General features: G+C 38.5%; 20 protein-coding genes and 1 tRNA gene. 10 read left to right on the top strand and 11 right to left on the bottom strand.

The window, feature by feature from the left end; genetic code table 11:
• Nucleotides 1-81 precede the first annotated feature (81 nt).
• From JN11_RS17950 to lpxB, 4 genes are all read left to right on the top strand, one after another.
• Nucleotides 82-972 carry a hypothetical protein gene (locus tag JN11_RS17950; protein WP_144914764.1) on the top strand — a complete coding sequence of 297 codons (891 nt, stop codon included), beginning with the start codon at nucleotides 82-84 and terminating at the stop codon, nucleotides 970-972.
• Nucleotides 973-1,130: 158 nt separating this feature from the next.
• On the top strand, nucleotides 1,131-1,904 hold the full coding sequence (gene surE / locus JN11_RS17945; protein ID WP_144914763.1) for a 5'/3'-nucleotidase SurE: 774 nt from the start codon (nucleotides 1,131-1,133) through the stop codon (nucleotides 1,902-1,904).
• Between the two features lie 7 nt (nucleotides 1,905-1,911).
• Nucleotides 1,912-2,175: a hypothetical protein gene (locus JN11_RS17940; RefSeq protein ID WP_144914761.1), complete on the top strand. Its 264-nt coding sequence runs from the start codon at nucleotides 1,912-1,914 to the stop codon at nucleotides 2,173-2,175.
• Nucleotides 2,172-3,287 (top strand): lipid-A-disaccharide synthase, encoded by a 1,116-nt coding sequence (gene lpxB / locus JN11_RS17935; protein ID WP_144914760.1) that lies wholly within the window; start codon nucleotides 2,172-2,174, stop codon nucleotides 3,285-3,287. Before JN11_RS17940 ends, lpxB begins: the two co-directional genes overlap by 4 nt.
• Nucleotides 3,288-3,363: 76 nt before the next feature.
• On the opposite strand, the gene JN11_RS24495 is transcribed toward lpxB, so the two are convergent.
• From JN11_RS24495 to JN11_RS17925, 3 genes are all read right to left on the bottom strand, one after another.
• Complete coding sequence (locus tag JN11_RS24495) at nucleotides 3,364-3,525, bottom strand: hypothetical protein (protein WP_170227789.1); 162 nt, start codon at nucleotides 3,523-3,525, stop codon at nucleotides 3,364-3,366.
• A gap of 21 nt (nucleotides 3,526-3,546) precedes the next feature.
• Nucleotides 3,547-3,783, bottom strand: coding sequence for a hypothetical protein (locus JN11_RS17930; protein ID WP_144914758.1), 237 nt, complete (start codon nucleotides 3,781-3,783; stop codon nucleotides 3,547-3,549).
• A 135-nt stretch (nucleotides 3,784-3,918) separates the two neighbouring features.
• Nucleotides 3,919-5,127: an MFS transporter gene (locus JN11_RS17925; protein ID WP_211360825.1), complete on the bottom strand. Its 1,209-nt coding sequence runs from the start codon at nucleotides 5,125-5,127 to the stop codon at nucleotides 3,919-3,921.
• Between the two features lie 738 nt (nucleotides 5,128-5,865).
• On the opposite strand from JN11_RS17925, the gene JN11_RS17920 reads away from it, so the two are divergent.
• From JN11_RS17920 to JN11_RS17910, 3 genes are all read left to right on the top strand, one after another.
• On the top strand, nucleotides 5,866-6,270 hold the full coding sequence (locus JN11_RS17920) for a hypothetical protein (protein ID WP_211360824.1): 405 nt from the start codon (nucleotides 5,866-5,868) through the stop codon (nucleotides 6,268-6,270).
• A gap of 159 nt (nucleotides 6,271-6,429) precedes the next feature.
• Nucleotides 6,430-6,503, top strand: a tRNA-Ala gene (locus tag JN11_RS17915).
• A 388-nt stretch (nucleotides 6,504-6,891) separates the two neighbouring features.
• Nucleotides 6,892-7,503 carry an MBOAT family O-acyltransferase gene (locus tag JN11_RS17910; RefSeq protein ID WP_211360823.1) on the top strand — a complete coding sequence of 204 codons (612 nt, stop codon included), beginning with the start codon at nucleotides 6,892-6,894 and terminating at the stop codon, nucleotides 7,501-7,503.
• Nucleotides 7,504-7,885: 382 nt separating this feature from the next.
• Here JN11_RS17910 and JN11_RS17905 read toward each other — a convergent pair whose 3' ends face one another.
• The 5 genes from JN11_RS17905 to JN11_RS17885 form a co-directional block, all read right to left on the bottom strand.
• Nucleotides 7,886-8,584 (bottom strand): hypothetical protein, encoded by a 699-nt coding sequence (locus JN11_RS17905; RefSeq protein WP_144914757.1) that lies wholly within the window; start codon nucleotides 8,582-8,584, stop codon nucleotides 7,886-7,888.
• Nucleotides 8,585-8,897: 313 nt separating this feature from the next.
• A complete protein-coding gene (locus JN11_RS17900) occupies nucleotides 8,898-10,040 on the bottom strand; it encodes an acyltransferase family protein (RefSeq protein ID WP_144914755.1) in 1,143 nt (380 codons plus the stop codon).
• Between the two features lie 206 nt (nucleotides 10,041-10,246).
• Nucleotides 10,247-10,777 carry a hypothetical protein gene (locus tag JN11_RS17895; RefSeq protein ID WP_144914754.1) on the bottom strand — a complete coding sequence of 177 codons (531 nt, stop codon included), beginning with the start codon at nucleotides 10,775-10,777 and terminating at the stop codon, nucleotides 10,247-10,249.
• 66 nt (nucleotides 10,778-10,843) lie between these two features.
• Nucleotides 10,844-11,617 carry a hypothetical protein gene (locus JN11_RS17890; RefSeq protein ID WP_144914752.1) on the bottom strand — a complete coding sequence of 258 codons (774 nt, stop codon included), beginning with the start codon at nucleotides 11,615-11,617 and terminating at the stop codon, nucleotides 10,844-10,846.
• Between the two features lie 211 nt (nucleotides 11,618-11,828).
• On the bottom strand, nucleotides 11,829-12,284 hold the full coding sequence (locus JN11_RS17885; RefSeq protein ID WP_144914751.1) for a hypothetical protein: 456 nt from the start codon (nucleotides 12,282-12,284) through the stop codon (nucleotides 11,829-11,831).
• A gap of 654 nt (nucleotides 12,285-12,938) precedes the next feature.
• On the opposite strand from JN11_RS17885, the gene JN11_RS17880 reads away from it, so the two are divergent.
• On the top strand, nucleotides 12,939-14,729 hold the full coding sequence (locus JN11_RS17880; protein WP_144914749.1) for a DUF4365 domain-containing protein: 1,791 nt from the start codon (nucleotides 12,939-12,941) through the stop codon (nucleotides 14,727-14,729).
• Nucleotides 14,730-14,942: 213 nt separating this feature from the next.
• On the opposite strand, the gene JN11_RS17875 is transcribed toward JN11_RS17880, so the two are convergent.
• Entirely contained in the window at nucleotides 14,943-15,761 is an 819-nt protein-coding gene (locus JN11_RS17875) for a hypothetical protein (protein ID WP_144914747.1), read from the bottom strand.
• A gap of 421 nt (nucleotides 15,762-16,182) precedes the next feature.
• Between JN11_RS17875 and JN11_RS17870 the strand changes: the two genes are divergently transcribed.
• Both JN11_RS17870 and JN11_RS17865 read left to right on the top strand, forming a co-directional pair.
• On the top strand, nucleotides 16,183-18,963 hold the full coding sequence (locus JN11_RS17870; protein ID WP_144914746.1) for a response regulator: 2,781 nt from the start codon (nucleotides 16,183-16,185) through the stop codon (nucleotides 18,961-18,963).
• 116 nt (nucleotides 18,964-19,079) lie between these two features.
• A complete protein-coding gene (locus JN11_RS17865; protein WP_144914744.1) occupies nucleotides 19,080-19,454 on the top strand; it encodes a hypothetical protein in 375 nt (124 codons plus the stop codon).
• Nucleotides 19,455-19,546: 92 nt separating this feature from the next.
• Here JN11_RS17865 and JN11_RS17860 read toward each other — a convergent pair whose 3' ends face one another.
• Nucleotides 19,547-20,683: a M20 family metallo-hydrolase gene (locus JN11_RS17860; protein WP_144914743.1), complete on the bottom strand. Its 1,137-nt coding sequence runs from the start codon at nucleotides 20,681-20,683 to the stop codon at nucleotides 19,547-19,549.
• A 17-nt stretch (nucleotides 20,684-20,700) separates the two neighbouring features.
• Nucleotides 20,701-21,303 (bottom strand): N-acetyltransferase, encoded by a 603-nt coding sequence (locus JN11_RS17855; protein WP_144914741.1) that lies wholly within the window; start codon nucleotides 21,301-21,303, stop codon nucleotides 20,701-20,703.
• Nucleotides 21,304-21,510: the final 207 nt, after the last annotated feature.

The following is a 21,510-nucleotide window of genomic DNA, read 5'->3' as shown; positions in this document are numbered from 1 at the left end:
GGGAATCAATAGCTCAAAGAATTAAAGCAGCTAATCAATAAAATTCAAACCAACACTTAAAAATAACCAACTCTTAGTTTTATGAAAACAAGCCTTAAATTTTTCCGTACTGCTACCCTAATGGCAGCTATGGTATTAGTGACAATTTCGTGTAAAAAGAATAGCAGCAGTACTAGCTCGCAAACTGCCGATGAAAATACAACCATTAGTTTAGCCGCCTCTTCTACCAGCGCAGAAAGTATGTATGATGATGCTTTTGATGTGGTAACAGAAAGCAGCGAGCAAAGCGGAGTGAGCACAAATTCAGTAGCTGGTAAAACTGTAAATGCAATTGGAGCTACTAATTATAGCTTTGTTAATGTTGCTTGTGCAACAGTTACCCTGGCACCCGCAACAGTAGGTGTTTTCCCAAAAACCTTGACGATTGATTATGGCACCGCCGGATGTACCTCAAATAATGGCGTAACCCGCAAGGGTTCTCTGTCGGTTACTTTAACCGGCCCGATGCGCACTCCGGGCACTGTAGTTACAGTTGTTTATAATAACTACTCTGTAAATGGGTATGTTTTGGCTGGTACTTATTCATTAACATCAGTACTGGCTTCGGGTGGTGGTATAAATTATACCATTACCATTACTAATGGCAATATCACCTTACCTGCCGGTGGGGTTTATACTTACAGCGGAACAGAAACTTATACCCAGGTAGCCGGTATTGGCACAAGCACCGTTACGGACGATTCTTATGATATCACCGGTAATTTTATTTACAGCGGTAATGGTACAAGCATTAGCGGTATTATAGTTACACCATTGGTTAGGTCTGCAGATTGCGCGAACATTACATCAGGCACTATTGATTTTACCTATAAGAACATTAGCGGCGTACTTGATTTCGGACAAGGCACCTGCGATAACGTGGCAACGGTTAAGGTTGGCCTTACTACAAAAACGATAACATTGCCACGATAAAAAAGGATTCAACTCACAGCCGGGCAATCTGTCCGGCTGTGAATTAAAATCGGCATAAAAAAGGATCGGTTGCAGCAGGGGCGTTAAAAAAGATAACCTGAAATGGTATTGATTTTTCATTGATAAGCATAAATTAAATATAAGTAATTTTGCTGCCAATGAAAAACACCAAACCCACCATATTAGTAGTAAATGACGATGGCATTACCGCACCGGGGATAAAAGCTTTAATGGATACCATGGCCGAAATAGGCAGAGTGGTAGTGGTTGCACCCGATAGTCCGCAGTCTGGCATGGGGCACGCCATTACTATTGGCAAACCATTGCGTTTGGATAAGGTTGATATTTACGAAGGCATAGAAATGTATCGCTGCAGCGGCACCCCGGTTGATTGCGTGAAGCTGGCCGTGAACAAAATATTTAAAGGTCAAAAGCCCGATCTGTGTGTTTCAGGCATCAATCATGGTTTAAATAATTCTATTAATATATTGTATTCAGGTACCATGTCGGCTGCGGTTGAAGGTGCTATTGAGGGGATCCCGTCTATCGGTTTTTCGCTGGATGATTATACTTTACAGGCTGATTTTAGTCATTGCCTAAAATTTGTAAAAGAAATAGCGCTGCAGGTTTTGGCAAATGGATTGCCAACAGCTACTTTGCTTAACGTAAACTTCCCTGCAACGCATCATATAAAAGGTATAAAGATATGCCGCCAGGCCAATGCCAAATGGGCCGAGGAATTTGATGAACGCATGGATCCGCATAAGCGCCCTTATTACTGGTTAACAGGTGTGTTTCAGTTAAACGATGGCGGCGAAGATACAGATGTGTGGGCCCTGGAGCATGATTATGCATCAGTTGTGCCGGTTCAGTTTGATATGACGGCCCATCATGCGATACCTGCATTGCATGGATGGAAATTCAATGTATAATCAAGCTATGCTGAACAAAAATAACATGCCATTTGGCGTACTGATTGGTTTAATATTCCCGGTAATGGCTTTTGTGGCGGCTTACCTGTTAAAGTATAATGTGGATTTGATTAACCGCCCGGCGCTACCCTATTTTATTGCCATTGCTTTAAACCTGGTATTGATCCGTATCGGCTCAAAAAGAGGATCAGACCAAACGGTAAAAGGAATAATGCTGGCTACCTTTGTTTGTATGATATTGGTTTTCTTTAAAATCCACCCTTTGAGATGAAATATTACTTGGTAGCCGGTGAAGCATCAGGCGATTTGCATGGAGCTAATTTAATGAAGGCCCTTAAAGAACGTGATGCGCAGGCCGAATTTCGTTTTTTTGGTGGCGACCTTATGCTGGCTGAAGGTGGTTCCCTGGTTAAGCATTTTGCCGATATGGCCTATATGGGTTTTTTTGAGGTAGCAACCAATTTGAATGCTATTTTAAAAAATATGAAATTTTGCAAGGAAGACATTGCCGCCTGGCAACCGGATGTTTTGATACTGATTGACTTCCCAGGGTTCAATTTAAAAATAGCCGATTTTGCCAAAAAGCAGGGCTTATTGGTTTGTTATTACATATCGCCAAAAGTTTGGGCCTGGAACCAGAAAAGGGTACTGAAAATAAAAAAGATCGTTGATCACCTGTTCTGCATCCTGCCATTTGAGGTAGATTTTTACAAGGAATGGGGCATGAAGGTTGATTATGTGGGCAATCCGCTGCTGGATGCTGTTGCAGCCTTTAAGCCTGATGAAGCATTTTTTGAGCATCACCACTTATCACCCTCAAAAAAAATAATAGCCCTGTTGCCGGGTAGCCGTAAACAGGAAATTTTACGTTTGCTGCCACCAATGCTTAGCGTAACTGAAAAATTTTCCGATTATCAGTTTGTAATTGCCGGTGCGCCATCGTTCAAAAAAGAATATTATGATCAGTTTTTAGACGAAAAAAAAATCCCTGTAGTATTTAATGCCACCTACGATTTGCTGACACATGCAGAGGCTGCCATCGTAACGTCAGGCACAGCTACCTTAGAAACCGCTTTGTTCCATGTGCCGCAGGTAGTGGTTTATAAGGGTCACCCGGTATCTATCACCATTGCCCGCATGGTTATTAAAATAAGGTTTATATCGCTGGTTAACCTGATTATGGATAGCCTGGTAGTTAAAGAATTGATACAGCAGGATAGCTCGGCCGAAAATATATCAGCAGAACTGGAAAACCTGCTTCATAATAAAGCCTACCGGCAACAAATGCTCCATAATTATGACTTGCTTGATGAAAAGATGGGTAAACCCGGCGCATCAGCCAAAACTGCCGAACTGATTATAAAATATACCCAAAAAAGATAGAGCCCTGCAATTGCAAAGCTCTATCTTTTTCATAGGTGGTGTAAAGAAATTTATAGGTAGATGTATATATTGATGGTCAGGCTACAGACAAAGTAGGTTGCATGTTGGCCTCTCTCTTGCGTTTTAAGAATGGATTTCTATTCAAAAATTCGCTTAAATCATTCGCTAAAATAGCTCTTAGTTCGTTGTCAAAACGTACTACTAGTTTGCTTACTGCTGGTTTATTGTAGGTTTTCATAGATGCGTTTTTATTTTAATTTTATTTATCTTTTTTATCGGTAGTGTCTTCGTCTTCAGTTAAATTATCTTTTCTGCGTTTGGCTTCTTTGTACTGACGTAATAATTGTTCCTTATCACGCTCATCTGTGCTCAAGGCAGGGTTCACAGGGTTTTCCCATTCTTTCTCTTCACTTTCGTTATGCTTCTTGGTGTTGGGTGCCATTTGTATCGCATTTGCTGAAGTATGTTCCAATTCGATGCCAAAATATTTATCCACTATTAAATGGTCATATTTATATACGATTTTGCTGACATACAGATGTTATTATCCATATAAAATTATTTTACCGCTAATAATTTAAGCAGAAAGAGCATTTTGTGAAGTGTATAATAATGTATACAATATGATACATTATGCTGCTATTGCAGGCTTATCTTCGGCTTTGGGGTGATTTATAAAATGGATAGCCAATGTTATAATGGATATAACCATCCCGGTGATGCATACACCGGTCCACTGATAGTTCTTCCAAAGCAGGGTGGCAGCAAACGTACCGACAGAACCGCCGATGAAGTATGTAACCATATAAATGGTATTGATACGGTTACGGGCCTCAGGCTTTAAAGCAAAAATAATGGACTGGTTGGAGATGTGGGTAGCTTGTACGCCCATATCTAAAACTATAACCCCGATTATTAAACCTGCAATACTGTGTGCCGAGAAAATGAATATAACAAAAGAGACCAGGATAAGCAGTAAAGTATAGCCCGATAATTTATAAGCATCCATTTTATCACTTAGGCGCCCCATTAATCCGGCGGCTATAGCGCCAAAAGCACCAACCAGCCCAAATTCGCCGGCAACATCGCTGCCCATATTGAAATTTTGTTTTAGTACAAACACAATGGTTGTCCAGAAAGCGCTGAAGCAGGCAAAACACAAAGCGCCGCGCAGTGCAGCTGTCCTTAACTTAGGTTCCTGCTTCACCAGATCAATAAGCGATACCATTAGTTTTTTATAGTTGCCTTTATAGTCGGGCTCAACTTCGGGCAAAAGCAAACTGATCATCAGCCACATTAATAGCATAATACCTGCGGCAATGTAATAAACAGCTCTCCATCCCAAATATTCACCAATAAAACCACTAAAAGTACGGGACAGTAATATGCCTATTAACAAGCCTCCCTGTATAACGCCCAGCTTTTTACCCCGTTCATGTGGTTTTGCCAGGTGAGCAGCCATGGGTATTAACAACTGCGGAATCATGGATGATGCACCTAAACAAAAACTAGCCAGTATTAACAAGTTGATGCTTTGAGCAGTTGCGGTAATTAAAAGCGATAAAAAGATGAATGCAAATACGATAATCATTAAACGCTTACGCTTAACCATGTCAGCAAGCGGCACAATAAAAAGCATCCCGGTGGCATAGCCCAACTGTGTAAGTACCGATACCTGCCCAACTTTAGCCTTGCTTACATGAAAGGTAGCGGCAATATCTTCCAATAGGGGTTGGTTATAATATAAGTTGGCTACTACCAGCGCGGTGGCAACCGTCATTATCCACAAAGTTAAGGTAGTTAGTTCAGGATGTTTCTTAACAGATGGTGCATTAGTCATAATACCTTATAAAATTGATAAGCAAAATTGTAAAAGCATTTTTATAAAGATGTTTTATTTAAGTAATTTTTATACTAATTATTCACTTAGTGAGTTTATGTATGCTGAAAACGTTATTGTTTTGACTGCGTTCTTTATCATTATTAATTTGAAAATCGGGCCCGTTGTGTTATGGACGAAAATGGAATTTAAATTAATGGTCATGTTTTTATTAAAAAAGGGTTAATTTTTTTTAATAATCTGAGTTTTTGACTCTTTTATTTAAAAATAATGGTTGATAAATTAACATTGGCTTCAAAAAATGATTACATGTGCAGTTTTGAGTCGTTTTTTTGCTTTTGTAAACCATCGATTTTTAGTTGAATAATAAAATGTGCTAAAAATAATTGATGAAAACATTGGATTTTTACTTCAAATACGCATTTTGGCAAGAGAAAATAATTTTTTTTAAAAAATTGTTATATTTTTAATAAAATGTTTGTATTTTTGAGAAGTAAACGGGAGTATAAAGGTTTTTTACAAAAATATTACAAAAAAACCTTAGGAGTATTGAAACTTAGTGTTAACTTTACACCGTTAAAACATTAAAAAAGTCTTCTCATAATTTAGGTTTATAATTGGTTAGTAAAGGCCCCTGCCCATCAGGGGCTTTACTTATTTTAGAGGTTTTCATATTCTTTGCATTAAATTACTACTTTGGCAATTAATAACATTGAACAAGCTACACCTTGATTATTTATGCTACAAATAAACACCAAGCTTATTATGACTTTAAGTGCCATTACCCTGGCTGCAATAGGAATAGCTCTTATATTTTGCCCAATTGAGCTGGCAGCGTTAATAGGTTTAGGCTCATCGGTTAATTTTCAGCTTATTTTACAATTGCTAGGTGCATTATATTTTGGATTTGCTATGCTTAACTGGATGGCTAAAGGAAGCATTATAGGCGGGATATATGCTAAACCCGTTTCAATGGCCAACTTTACACATTATTTTATCGGTGCACTGGCCTTAATTAAAGTGCTGATAAGGAATCATAACATGCCATACTATTTATGGATTGCTGCAGGTATTTATTCAATTTTTGCCCTGTGTTTCTGGCTCATATTTTCACGTCATCCTACAGCGGAGGTAAAGGCCTAGCATTTTTCAGGACTTAGAAAATAAAATTACACAAAATCGGAGTTTGCTATTCTGTATCTTTTTGCTACTTTTGCCCTCCGCAAAAGGGGGATTAGCTCAGCTGACTAGAGCGTCCCGATGGAAATCGGGAGGGTCATCAGCTGACGAAAATAAATAAACGGGGGATTAGCTCAGCTGGCTAGAGCGCTTGCATGGCATGCAAGAGGTCATCGGTTCGACTCCGATATTCTCCACGCATCACTTGTCAGGCTTTTAGATTTGGTTCTAAAAGCCTGATTTTTTTATGGATACAACATAGCTGCAGCACTTTTATTCATTTTATGCCACCTTTTTGCTGCAAATTTCGTTAAACATACTCATTGTAGTTTTTTTAATCCGATCAAATACTCTACCTGCATTAAGGAAACTAAAAATATTTTCGAGTGATCATTAATTAGTCGATTATAAATGTCAGCCTGAACTAAAGGATAGTTATGTGTCAAAAAAGGCGGATTTTATTAAAATTGTGAATTAATGAGGCAATCATATTGTTTGTTATCGAAACTATTTTCTAAGACAGCAAAAATTAAATGAGTTAATATTGTATTATAAATAACAACCCAACTCCGAGCTCTATATACAATGCTTTTTAATTCAATTAATTTTTTTATTTTTCTTCCCATAGTTTTTCTTCTCTATTGGTTTGTTGCGAATAAGAATTTAAAAATCCAGAACTCACTATTACTGGCTTCCAGCTATTTTTTCTATGCTTGCTGGAACTGGCATTTTTTATTTCTACTTGTTTTTTCTACAGGTTTAGATTACTACACCGGTTTGAAGGTAAGTGCGGCTGAGAACAAAAACGTTAAAAAGTTTTGGTTTTGGCTCAGTATAATTGTTAATCTCGGCTTTCTTGGCGTTTTTAAATATTACAACTTTTTTGCCACCTCATTTGCAGAAACCCTGGCCCAAATTGGTTTTAAAGTTAATCCATATACTCTAAAGGTGATTTTACCTGTTGGTATTTCGTTTTATACATTTCATGGCCTTTCTTATGTTATAGATATCTATAAAAAACGCATCCAGCCAGAAAAAAACTTTATAACCTATTCTTTATTTGTAAGTTTCTTTCCCCTTTTGGTAGCAGGGCCAATAGAACGCGCTACACATTTATTACCTCAAATTAAGAAAAATAGAGTTTTTAACTATGATCAAGCAATTGATGGATTGAGGCAAATATTATGGGGGCTATAATTATTGTTTATTTATTGAGCAAAGAATCACTAAATAATAATTATATTATTCGGAAGCTTTCTTACATTGGGCGTTACTCATATCCAATTTATGTAATTGGTTTTCCAATAGAGTTATTTCCTAAAATTGCAGCGTTGGTTCATACCAACAATTTAACGGTATGTTTAGGGGTACTTATTGTTTTCTTGCCAGGTATAATTTTCAGCAAGATTGTGGAGGTTCCGTTTATAAAAATGCGCGATAAATATTTCCCAAGCAGAAGTAAGTCTTTAATATAATAAGTTTGTTTCTACTTGCCGTGCTACGTTTACTGCCTAATACAGAAATTGTTTCACCACTAAAACGAGTTGCGATTTAATGATGAAACAATTCGGTAGGGTTATTACGATTTAAAGGACTGAACCAATTGCTGGGTGCAGTTTTTCATAAATTCTTCCAATTGATTTACTTCAACAGTTTCCTTTAACTCTATTGCTTTAGTATGTTTGTTATAGGTCCAGTCGGTTAATGGGCAGCCATTTATACAAGGCGTATAATTGTATTTGTAGTTGCCTGCAATCTCATTGTTTTTTACCATTATCAATCTAAATTCAATAGACGCACCTACTCTTTTATAATTGACAGGAGTTATACTGGAACCGTCAGGGCCGCTACCATTGTTTTTTAACGTAATTTGATTGGTTGAATACCCAACCGCCGTGTTGATGTTTACCACTTCTAAAATAAGATCGGTATTGGTTTCTTCTCCCAGCTTACTGTAGTCGGCTGATTTTGATTTATCCACTATTTCATTAAACAGTCCGCGGTCACGCACGTTAAAACCTTCTTTTAAAAGTTCCTTCTCAATGGCATTATAAAGCACATCGTTATTTGTATTAGTCATCGTATTGCTGGTAGCCTTGTCATTTGAATTTGGCACACGCAGCACTATTTTCGGGCTTTTATTATTTTGCAAATATTCCTTTAAATCGTTGTTTGCAAAAACATCATCGTTCAGCTTTTGATACTTGATCAAACTGGTGTATGAGCCGCAAGAAGTTAGGATTACAAAAACTGTAATAACCAAGTAAATCTTTTTCATAATATTAAAATTTAATTAATAAAGATAAAGGTGACTTCCTCTCTCGGGATAGCCATCAACAATTGGTGTAGTACTGTTTTCAGAGGTAGTTGAACACTTTCGACGTCGATAGTTGTTCGGTTTGATATTGGTTTACTAATCAAACTTATACATTAAGTATGATAATAACTAATTATTATATTTATTTCATGTTAGATATAATACTGGAGGCGTTAAAGGGATATTACAGAAAAAAAACGATGTCTTGAAGTCCCTGACTGGTGGAGGTTTGTAGCCTGGTCAGCCGGATAGAAATACACTTTTTATATGCTTATTATTTCTTTTCAGTTGATGGCCTCACTTTTCCTAAACCGAAAATAAATCTTAAAAAAGAATTGTTTTTTATAAGAAAGTGATAGCATAAAATCACAACCGAAAAGCTGGATAAACCGATCAGCACATATTTTACGCCCACCGGCAGGTTCCACTGCACAATGAAATAGCCTATTAAAATAATAACCGGCTGATGAAGTATATAAAACGGAAGTACCGCTTCGTTGCAATATTTCAACTTGTTATTGGTAAAGTTTAACCGGTACTGGCTAAAGCCAAGGATGGTAAACATCCAGGAGTAACATACCGCCGCCCGCAGCAAAATTTTCAGCAAGTAGTATGCCGAACCAAATTCAAACATAATATGATGGAGAAAAAGATACATATTGATTGATGTAAGGATAAGAGCCGCCGTTAAATACCCATACCTGTAGGTGAGCCACAAGGCCCGGATGCGCGGCATGGAAAAAGCATAAAATCCCGAAATAAATAAAACCAGGTGTTCTACCATGCTCCAGCCGCCCCACATCCGGCCGCCCACAAGGCCATCCACCGGCAGCAGACATCCGGGTAATGCCAGCAAAATGATCAATCCAACCAGGTAAAACAGCGATGGGTTAGCGTTGATATACTTCAACGAATATTTCTTAATCAGCAGAAATAAAGGAAGAGCAAGCAAAGAAAACACAAAAAGCAATAAAAGATACCACAGGTGCAAGCCCATCCAGGCGAAATTGCCGCCAAGGCCATACCAGCCTGAAAAATAATGGGGCAGGAAATCAATAAATGAACCCCCGAACTGATGATGTGTTAACCTTTCCAGGTAAACCTGGTGAGGGGATAGTATAAAAATACCGAACACTAAAGGAACAAGTATCCTTTTAACCCGGTCGGTAATAAATTTGGCAGCTGTTTTTGACTGTAAAGCGTACCAGGTGCCTGCGCCCGAAATAAAAAAGAAGATAGGCATTATCCATTCTGCCAGAAAAAAGGTAGCTGTATTGGTAGTGGCTGATAAAACCGAGTTTTTGATGTGCCAGTCGTCATAATCGAAAAAGCGGGCACAATGAAATAAAAACACCAGCAAGATGGTGATGACACGGATCCAGTCCAGATAGTATTGTCTTTGTGTTTGTTGTATCATTTGCGTTTTTTTCTTCAAAACAAATGCAAATAGCTTACCCGGTAAAAAACATTTGACCAATGGCTTTTTTTCTTTGACGACGGGATGATAGGAGGGGGCTCCGCTTTCAAAAAGCGCTTACATTTATTTGTGGGCGTTTTTTTGTTTTGAGTGTTGGAGCTCGAAATTTTATAAAGTAAAGGGAGGGATGCTTGACTGGGCGTGGCTTACATCGAAATCGAAAGCATCGTAAGCCCGAACCAAGTGCCCATATAAATTACGAATATTACAAAATCTGCAAATGTTAATTTTTTATTTTCAAATAAATCAGGTCCACCCCCTTTTGCAGGTGCGACAAATTCCCGGTGCTGAATCTTTAAGCTTACATATCTTAGAAACTGGAAAAGCAGTAAGAGTACAATTGTGTTTAACAGTCCTATAGTAGGGTTCCCATGGTATATTTCAATCGTAGGGCTCCCTCTAAAAAACAAAAAGAGTAGTATGTGTACAACGCCGAAGCCAAGCCAGAGTAGGTATGATGTAAAGTTGCGCAACGATGTATATAGTCCAAAATACATACCTAATTGAGATAGTACTATATACATTATTATTGTAGTCAGTTTAGTTTCGGGTTTGGCAAAAACAAGGGTCAGCGTAACGCCTACCGTTACGATAGCGTATAACAACATGCAAACTGTTTCCCAAGGTTTTAGGCTTTCATAGTAAATAAATGGCTTTTTATTTGCTGCCTTACTCATTGTGATACTCAAAATTTTATAAAGTAAAGTAAAAGATGCTTGATGCGATTCATGGTTGTAAAAATATTAATAAGGCAATAACCAGTATTCTTTTTCGGCATTCAAATCATATTCGCATACACCAGCTCTCATGCCTGCATAAACAATATTATTTTTAATGATAAGGGAATTGGTATTAAGGGCGGCATACCACCATATACCTTTGTTTATTAAAGTTGAAGTTTTAGCGTTGTTATCTACTTTTAATAAACTTTTGGAAGTAATAATAATGAAGTTATTATGATCATCTATTGCCACTGCTTCCGGAGCTGTTGATAACTTTAAATAATCCTTTACCATCCACACATTGTTTGATTTATAAATTTTTATAATGCTTCCCTCAGACATGTTCAAGTGTGCAAGCCCTTCAATAGCGTATAATTTGCCATCTTTATTAATAAATTGTACAATCTCATGATCAGAAATTTTATAATACTTCTTACCATCTTTTGAAACCCAGTATAAAGCACCGCCCCATTCCCCTCTATAAAAGCCAACCAAATATCCATCGTCTACTTTCATAATAGAAGGTCTACCTAAAAAAACACTTCTATCTGCTTTTTTTACTTTCACTTTAAAAGGTAATTGAATGGGGGGGGATCCTTTTTCATCAACTACATAAGCCGAGTCATTTTTCTTATAGACATGCCATTCATTTGGTGAAAAATTATATTTTTTAATGGTATCCGGATTAGTAGGAATAGGATATTTATACCAGTTAACAATCAATTTTTTATCGGATTGCTTTAAACAGTTCTGAAGGGTAAGTAATGTAAATATGATAAGCAGGTTAAGTTTCATAAATGAGTTAGGCGGCTATGATTGTGTTCAGAATAGGTAAATATAAAATTATAAAGCCTAAATAGGAATGACACAAAAGCGAATTGGTTTGTTATTTGTTAAGCTGGAAACTTAATGCATTTTAGGTCTAAGTTGAAAGCTTAGACCAGTAAAGCGAAAGACGCTTGACTGTGTGCTGAGCCTCACCTTCATTAAATATTACTGTGTCGGCTTATTTTGAATTAATATAAATCGTATCTAAAGGCTCTTTAACCTGAATCTCTATTTTTTTTAGAAGAGAGTTTTTGAATATCCCCTTTTGAATTTTTAGATTTCGATACTTATCAATTGAGTCAGGATTAAAAACATAAATATAGGCTTTTACCGAATCTGGCTGTCCGAAAAGGCCGCCGTACCCTGTAGCCATGGTTTCAGTTAATTTGGGCTGAATGTAATACCCCATATAAATCCTGTCGTTATATAGCAAACTGTCGTTCATGTCCTTAAACCAGTTTGCTGCAATTATATCATGATTCATATTGTTTTTCATATAGCCAATAGGAACTTTCCTTATATCGCAACAAGAGAAAAAGAGAGTAACTATTACTGCTATACATATATTTCTAACAGTTTTTTTATTCCCCTCTGGCGCGATGCGGCGCGAAACTGGGTTTTTAAATATTTTCAAGGATTTATAAATGTTAAAACAATAAGTATAAAAAGCAAAGAAGCGGGAAAAAATGTAAGAAATAATTTGAACGGCCTTTTCATAATAACAACATCCCCGGGATATTTATAGGTAATTAGCCTCTTTATTGAATAGAATAATCCTATTGCATACATTGCTGTAGCTAATAATATGATTTGATTCTCGGTTCCTCGTATGATTGGACCTTCTACTGTATATCTATAGATGAGCCATCTTATACCAAAAGGAAAAACACCTATTAAAGTAACTATGCCTACTAACAAACCGTTTTTTGGGTGATATATTAACAGCCCTGAAGCAATAGAAAATAATATAGCTGATGATATTAGCGCCATATATGTTATCACAGCATCTCCATCATTGAACGCTCTAAACACCCATATAGCGTAGCTTTCAAAAAGCATATAGAATCCGAATACAAAGTAAAAAACATATAGCTTTATCATAATGATTAGGTTTTACCTTAATCCCTCAAATAGATTAAGGTAACCCATCGTTCAAAGCTTAGTGCATTTTAGGTCTATAAACGTTGCCAAGTTATCACAGTGCATTATTGCGATAATTTTAAAAATTCTTTTATATACTGTGCCAGAAAGACGCTTGACTTGGCAGACAAATAGTTAAATTTAAAAGATGAACCCGACCCAAACTTTGCCGAAATCCAGCCGTCAAGAAACCCTGGAAACCATTTCCTGGAACCAGTTGGCGTTATTATTTGATCCCTCTCTTTTTGAACTACGCCCGGAAAATCAGCGAGACAAGGGTATAGACATCATTGGCGAGATTAAGCAGAACGGTGTGTACACCAATTTTCGTTTTGCTGTGCAATTGAAGTCCACAGAGTCGGCAAAAAAACAACGGGATGGCTCGATTTCCTATCCCGTTAAGATCAGTAATCTCAATTATCTGTTAAATTTTGGCTTGCCTGGTTTTTATATCTTGTACCACTATCCTGCGAACCAATTTTATATCGCCTCCTTAGCTGAAGTGTATCGTAGCCTTATGGCAAAACATCGTCCTGGTCAGTTACCGAAAACCTACAAGGTTAAGTTCACTCAAGTATTAGATCAAATCCAGATCGATGGCATATATAAAGAAACTTTTGAGAATGGTACGCTGCTGAAAAAACTGAGTACACATATCAGAGCTCAAACCGGAAATGATAAAACCGTAACAGGTTTTGTCATTGATGAACTCCAGGATGTTTACAGCGTAGAACAAAACATTGCATTCATCGATCAGGTTGGATTTGAACTACTGAATCGGCAGTTGTTTTCTCAGATCGTTGAGGTCGAGCAGCGTACCCATCCCAGGAGTAAAGCCTCGCCAACGTTCAATATGATCTGTGGTGTGGCTTATTATCATCAGGCCAATCTGTTCAAAGCGGTTGAATTGTTGAAACTGGCTTATAGTGAAATTGCTAGTCTACATTCAGAGGACAGGAGTATGCTGTCCTATATTTTCGTTCACGCAAAATATTTGCTGGGGCTGTTGAGCGAACCGGAGTTTCGGAAAAAAACGGCGGAGATCGTTGCCAACGAAAATGTGAGTACCTTTCTGCAATTGGAGAACCTTTACAACCAGTTTATCAGAAACAAGGAACCTGAGCAGGGGACGCGAATTAAAAAGTATTATGAAGAAGCAATGCAGATCATTGATAAACGCCCGGAATTTCATGATATAAGGGTGATCGCCCACGCTAAAATCTTGAACTTCGAAGGCATTCTGCTGTTACATGAACTTGCTAAAAACTCGCTACTAACGATGGGTAGAAAGGCGGATGCTTATTGTGATCTACTTAGAGCGGATTGGTTGAATTTTGACAATCAGTTTCTAAGCCAGCTGCAAGAACTTTACGAGTTTGCGTTAAAGCACCAGAACTTTTTGGCACTGAGCAACCTGATGATGGAAAAAATAGAATGGGAATTTGCCAAGGTATACCATTTTCATGCATTCAGTAATTGGAATAGAAAAAAGCTGATTGTCGATCAAGAAGTGGCGCCGGATGACCGAGATATATTGCTCAACCTATTAAGCAACCTTGATAAGGTCACCGAAACCTATGACCGACTTCAGCATCGTGAAAATCAATTTAACTGTCTCTGTAGCAAGTATAAGATCCTTGATTTTTTAGGCAATAAAGAAGATATGGCTGATTGTGTGGAAGCAATGAAAGGATTGATCGCCACTTACGATATGAATGCCTTGCGTAAACGATTCGAGAAAATGTTGAAAGGTGATATGAAACACCGGGCATTTATGGCTGATCTCGCTGAACGGAGAGCTGCAGTTGAGCTTGCGGCAAAAAATAGCGGCATCTACGAGTATTTATACCATGATATTACCGTGGAAATGATCAAAGTCTTAGGCAATGAACCCAAGTGGTCACTGAATGAGCTGTTCCCGCTCAGCTATCCTGATTAGATGCGAGTACGCAGCGACGACGAGTGGGTCGGGTAATCATGATCTATTTACTTAAAGCAAAATGGTATAGGAATTTTTTTGGAATTTAAATTTTGCTTTGAGTAGGGAGACTCAAAATTTTATAAAGTCAAGCGAAAGACGCTTGACTGGGCGGGGGCACAGGAAAGCTTAAAAAGATGGAAAATAATCTTAAAATATTAATTAGCCGGGTCGTCATAAAGCAGCATATTCGACTATTTGGTGAATAAAGTTAAAAGCACTGTTGCCACTTTTATAACTGTCTGCAATGGTTACCAACGCACTAGTCGTGCCTGCAGCAGTATTCAGATAATTCGTTATTTTGCCAAGGAGGCTTTTTACGGATATAGCATTATTGGCTTTTAAAGCAACTAAAAGCGCATTCATATCGGTTTTAATCTGCTCAATATCCGTTTGGGCGAGTGTTTGGTTGATGATTTTCAGGTCTTCATTTTGTATGGCATCAACATTTAGGAAATCCTTGCTGATGTTGACATCAAAAAGATGGTCAGCGTGTAGGCTTTCGTTATGCGGAAACAGTTCGTCATCGACCTTTCTTGCCATGCATTTAAACCCGAAGACGATACTATCTGTGATATTGAATACAATGGCTGAGCGCTTTTCTTGAAAGTTATATAATACCTGTAGATGCCCCGGTGGCCTGGTGGACACCAATCCGCCAGCATTTATCGGTATGTATGGTTTGTCTTTGAATTTAATGATGTCCGGCACATATCCCTTAGGAAACAAAATGCCGATGACCGTATCGCCTGGGACGCCGTAATCATCACAAAATATGAGCTCGTTTTCTTTCATGACCAATATCGTTTCATCGCCCGACTCACGCTCACAAAGGTCATGTTTGCCATTAACGTGAAAGGGAAAGAAAACTGGGTCATCCGGCATCCTGCTGCGGTGGGCGTGAAAGGTCCACTGGAAATTGTTCCCGCTGATTTGGGCGACATCGACCCGTTTCTGGTCTATATGCTGAAGTACTAAAAGTTTGGTGATCATAAAACTATGGTTGGTTCGGTTTTGTTCCAAGCAATATCCGAATAAAAAATCAAAGAGAAGGCTGATTGGAGGTTTATTCTTACTTAACGATTCGTCAACTCATAATTTGCCCCCCCCCCCATAATTTATCTAAATTACATTTCTGCAATGCAGAGGCTTAATCCGTCCAAGCCCACAAGTGTCCCACTTACCACAGCAAAATTGACATTTTTTAGCCCACCTCAGCCCAGCTTGTCCCAAGCACTGCTGTTAACTTGTTTATTTCCAGTAGATTAGCTTTTTAGCCGTCCCGGCGTACTTCTTCTGTCCCATATATTCGCGGGACAAGGCAGCAGCTCCGCCTCCAAGCCTCCCCATAAATTTTTGACTAAAATTAATCTTCCCTTAACAACTTCGATTAGTGCATTCCGTATAATCGCAAATGAGAATTCTTAAATCTAATCTTGAAATATCGTACAAACTACGACTCGTTTTAAGCTTTTTTTCTTTGGTTGCCGTAATATTTATCTGGTTAATAACCTATCTTATTATCGATCAAAAGCAAAAGGATCTCAGAGGTTTTTCTGACGACTTAACCCATATCCAAATTCAATACCTCAAAAGCTCAACCTACCTTCAAAAGTTTATGCTTACCGGTTACCATGATCCGCTGTTTTATAAAACCGGTAACCAGGAGGATGTTGACAGTTTCATTAGGCTCCAAAGGAAAATCATCAATAACATAACTGATCTTAAAAACAGCCAGGCCGATGGTCAAATCAATGTTAACAACAATATAAACTCACTGCTTCAAATTAGTAATGCAACGCTTGCATCAGGCAAGGTACTTAAGCAATTGTATCTGAAAAAAGGCTTTGTAGACTATGGCACAGAGGGTCTGATGCGTCAACGTGCCCACTGGATTGAAGATTCGGGTAAAGTGGCGCGGGTTGATATTCTGCAATTGCGCAGGCATGAGAAAGATTTTATTATGCGGGGTAAAATGATGTACGCCCAGCAGTTTTTTGGCACCATTGATTCCCTGATTAGCGGGAAGAATATGACTAACCCCACCAAGCAGGAGCTAATTGAATATAAAAACAAGTTTACGGACCTGGTTAATTATACCGAAGAGCTGGGCCTGTTTCATGACCATGGCATTGTGCCCCTCACCCAGCATGAAATTAATCAGTTTAACCGCGTTTACATGGTAACCCTGGCTTTGGTAAATGCCGAAATGACGCATTTGCAGGGGCGGTTTGAAGCCATACTAGTTGGTGTTTCAACCATTTTGCTCATTGGGCTTATTATGCTGAGCTTTATTCTTTCCAAATACCTTACACGGGATATAAAGGGGATCAACAAGAAAATGGAGGCCTTTATTAATTCGGACTTTACAGATATCCAACTAATGCCGGTTGAAAAAAGTATTGTACCTAATAGCATCGAGATTAAAAGATTGTATAACTACTTTAACCTCCTGAAAACAACTATCCGCGATTATATTCAGGATCTTAACCAGCGCACAGCAGAGTTACAACAGGTAAACGGCGAACTCCAGGCGGTAAATGAAGAGCTGCAGGCACAGTCGGAGGAATTGCAGGGGCAATCGGAAGAGTTGTTACTCTTAAACAATGAACTGGAAATTCAAAAGGAGCAGGAGCATTTGGCTAAAGAAGAGGCAGAAAGAGCCAACCAGGCTAAAAGCACTTTCTTAGCCACCATGAGCCATGAAATACGTACCCCTATGAACGGGGTTTTAGGAATGGCCTCTTTATTGGGAGATACCTCTTTAAACCAGGAACAAACAGAATATGTGCAAACCATTACAAACAGCGGTGAAACGCTGCTTAATGTAATTAACGATATTCTTGATTTCTCCAAAATAGAATCGGGCAAACTGGAGCTTGATCTGCATGAGTTTAATCTGCGCAGGTGTATTGAAGAAGTAATGGACATGTTTGCCGGCAGGGCTGCCCAGCTTGGATTGGACCTGGTTTATCACATTGATAGCAACGTGCCTTTGCAACTTTTTGCCGATAGCATGCGGTTAAAGCAGGTAATAATTAATCTGGTAAGCAATGCCATAAAGTTTACGCACAAGGGCGAAGTCTTTTTGGGGGTATCCTTAGCTGAGAATAACGGGGAAATTGCAAAACTCGCTTTTGAATTACGGGATACCGGGATAGGCATAGCAGCTAATAAAATACCCAAGCTGTTTAACTCGTTTTCGCAGGTTGATTCGTCCACCACCCGCAAATACGGTGGTACGGGACTTGGGCTGGTTATATGCGAGCGCCTGGTTCATTTAATGGCTGGCGACATCGGCGTAAAAAGTGAACTAAATGTAGGTACCAGCTTTTATTTTACTACAAAAGCTGAATTGGGAAAACAAGAGGAAGTTATCGATCCAAATGCAGCTGCGCAACTTGAAGGGAAAAAAATACTGGTTGTTGATGATAATGAAACGAACAGAAGAGTTTTGCAAATGCAGCTTGAAAACTGGAGGCTAATTCCTTTCCTTGTTTCATCAGCTGCTGACGCGATTGCGGCAATGGAAAAGAACGCTTTTGATATGGTGCTGAGTGATATGCAAATGCCCGGTATGGATGGGGTAGAACTTACTAGAATAATAAAAGATAAACATGCTAACCTGCCTGTAGTTCTACTTAGCTCCATTGGCGACGAAACCAGGAGTAAATATCCCGGCCTTTTTACGGCCATACTTACCAAACCAGTTAAGCAACAACGGTTGTATGATGTAATACGAACTGGACTGTGCAGGGTTAAGGAGTTGCCGGCTCAAAAGCAAAATCAAGCTCTTTTAGAAAAAAACTTTGCTGAAAAACATCCTATGGATGTTTTAGTTGCTGAAGATAACATGATTAACCAGAAGCTGATTTTGCGGATACTTAACAAATTAGGCTACGAGGCTGATTTGGCACAAAATGGAATTGAGGCGGTTGCCATGATGAATGATAAATTATATGATTTGATTTTGATGGATGTGCAAATGCCTCAAATGAGCGGATTGGAGGCAACAAAAATAATAAGGAGCTCCAATATTGCTAAACAACCATTAATAGTTGCCATAACCGCTAATGCTATGCGTGAAGATAAAGAGGCCTGCCTTGATGCAGGTATGAATGATTATTTATCAAAACCAATAAACATTGATGCATTATTGTTGGTTTTAGCAAAGGTTAAAGAGTTGGTTGTATAGCGAAATACACTTAAAATGTTAAAAATATTATAAAATCATTGATTTACAGTTACTTTTTGGAAACCAAACACCCGGTTTATCCGTAAAAATGAACTTGGATTGATTAAAAAAAAATTATGGAACGGAAATACCTTTTTGGAATTGAGGATGGCGGAAGAACCGCAGGTATGGTTAGTTACTTTTTTGTAATAGGATGGTCTATTGGCTATTTTGGGTTCCATCAACCTAACAAAACAAGTTTAAGTGCTTTTCATTTAAGGCAATCATTGTTTTTATATCTAACATTTTTAACTATCTGGTTTGGCTCTTCAATAATTGCCAATGCCATGGGGCAGTCTTCAGCAATGGTTTCACTTTTTTATTTTAGGATAGTTTTAACAGTTGCATTTCTTGCTCTTTGGGCAACAGGTTTAAGTGCAGCTTCAAATTCATCAGAAAAAGGCATACCCGTATTGGGGCAGCTTGCACAAAGTGTTTTTGCATTTATTTAGTTTCATCAACTTTAATTATATTAAATAGCGAGGCGATGTTCCGGAAGGTAGTTCCAGAATCATCGCCTTTTTTGTAATAAGGGGAAGGGGGCTTAGTATTCGCAATTAACCGGATTGTTAATGAGTGTTAAAGTCAGTAGATCCAGGATTGCGGTGTAGGTTTTAATACCTTGTTGAATTTCACTAATAAAAATATACTCATCAGGCATATGTGACCTGGCCGATGAACCGGGCCCAAGTTTCACTGAAGGGATGTTTAATAATGCTTGATCTGAAGTAGTGGGCGAACCATAAGTTTTACATCCCATCATAAGGCCTGCCTGTACTATGGGGTGGCTAATATCAATAACCGAAGGGTTTAAGTGAAATGGCCTTGGTGTAATAGTGCTGTTTACATGTTCTTGTACTATCTGCAAAACCTCATCATAAGTATAAGCGTCCGTTAGCCTGATATCCACAGTAAAGTTGCAGGTGCCTGGTACTATATTATGCTGTGTGCCTGCATTAATAACAGTTACCGACATTTTAACCGGGCCAAGGGTATTAGAAACTTTCGGGAACGCAAAATTGCGGAACCAATCAATATCTTTTAAACAAAGATAAATGGCGTTATTCCCTTCTTCGCGTGCGGCATGCCCTGCCTTTCCGTTTGATACACAATCAAGCACCATTAATCCTCTTTCGGCAATAGCCAGGTTCATGAGGGTGGGTTCACCAACAATGGCAAAATCTAAGTGCCCCAATTCAGGAAGAATAAGCTTCAACCCATTTTCGCCTGAGCTTTCTTCTTCGGCGGTAGCTGCATAACATAAATTGAAAGCCAGGTTAGGCTTGTTATAAAAGTGCAGAAAGGTAGCCAGTAATGATACAAGGCATCCCCCGGCATCATTGCTTCCTAAGCCATAAAGCTTATTGCCAACTATTGATGCTTGAAACGGATTGCGTGTATACTGGCTATTTGGCTTTACAGTATCATGATGTGAATTTAAAAGTATAGTGGGTTTGGCCGGATCATAGTAATAATTAAACGCCCATATATTATGCTGCTGGCGATGGGTTTGAACGCCCCTGTTTTGGAGGAAACACTGGATAAGCGTTGCTGTAAAGGATTCTTCGCCACTAAATGAAGGTGTTGCAATCAGGTCTTTTAATAGCTGAAGGGTATCATGAAATAAATGATCTGTAATATGTTCATCAGGAGTAATTACCTGCTCATGTTGTGTTTGCATAATAAAAGTGTTCTAGTTTATAATTCCATCATAGCGAGACTTCCTACCTTCATTCCGGTAGCATTAGCAGTTTCATTAGCTTTAGCCGGGTCAAAAAGCATTGCTGTACATAGGCAGTTACATTTGTTTTTGCCGTTAAGTACATTGTAATTTATGCAGCTTTTACATCCTGCCCAAAACTGCTCATCGTGTGTTATTTCGGAGTAAGTAACAGGTTCAAAACCAAGCTTGGTGTTTAGTTTCATAATGGCCAGGCCGGAGGTGATGCTAAAAATGCAGGCGTTGGGGTATTTGCTGCGTGATAAATTAAAAATGCAGTTTTTGATAGCTGTGGCTACGCCGGCATTTCTGTATTGAGGAGAAACAATCAGACCTGAGTTGGATATGAATTTGCCATCTTCCCAAACCTCAATGTATTGAAAGCCAACCCAGCGGCCCTCATTAGTAAGTGCTATTACAGCCTTGCCTGCCAAAATTTTTTCGCAGATTAATTCAGGCGATCTTTTACTTATCCCGGAGCCCCTTGCAATGGCAGAGGCCTCCATTTCATATGCTATTTCTTTGGCAAAAATCACATCACTGGCTTCGGCCAGGCGTATAATTATTCGTTCTTCTTCCATTTTATGAATATAATTTAACCCGGAGGATAATTATTTCATGCCAAAAGAATGCCCTGATAATATTTTTTTAATAAATATACTTTTAAACGGTTTTAATGCAATTTGTGAACCCGGAAGGAAAATATTACCCATAAAAAAACCTATCAAAACGATAGGCTTTTTTCAATGTGATTGAATGTTTTTTTAGTGAAACTAATAAAAGTGGAG

It is taken from the genome of Mucilaginibacter frigoritolerans, from assembly GCF_007830615.1.
GTDB classification, from domain to species: Bacteria; Bacteroidota; Bacteroidia; order Sphingobacteriales; family Sphingobacteriaceae; genus Mucilaginibacter; species Mucilaginibacter frigoritolerans.
The sequence above is the reverse complement of the archived record's forward strand: the minus strand, read 5'-3'. Positions and strand labels throughout refer to the sequence as shown.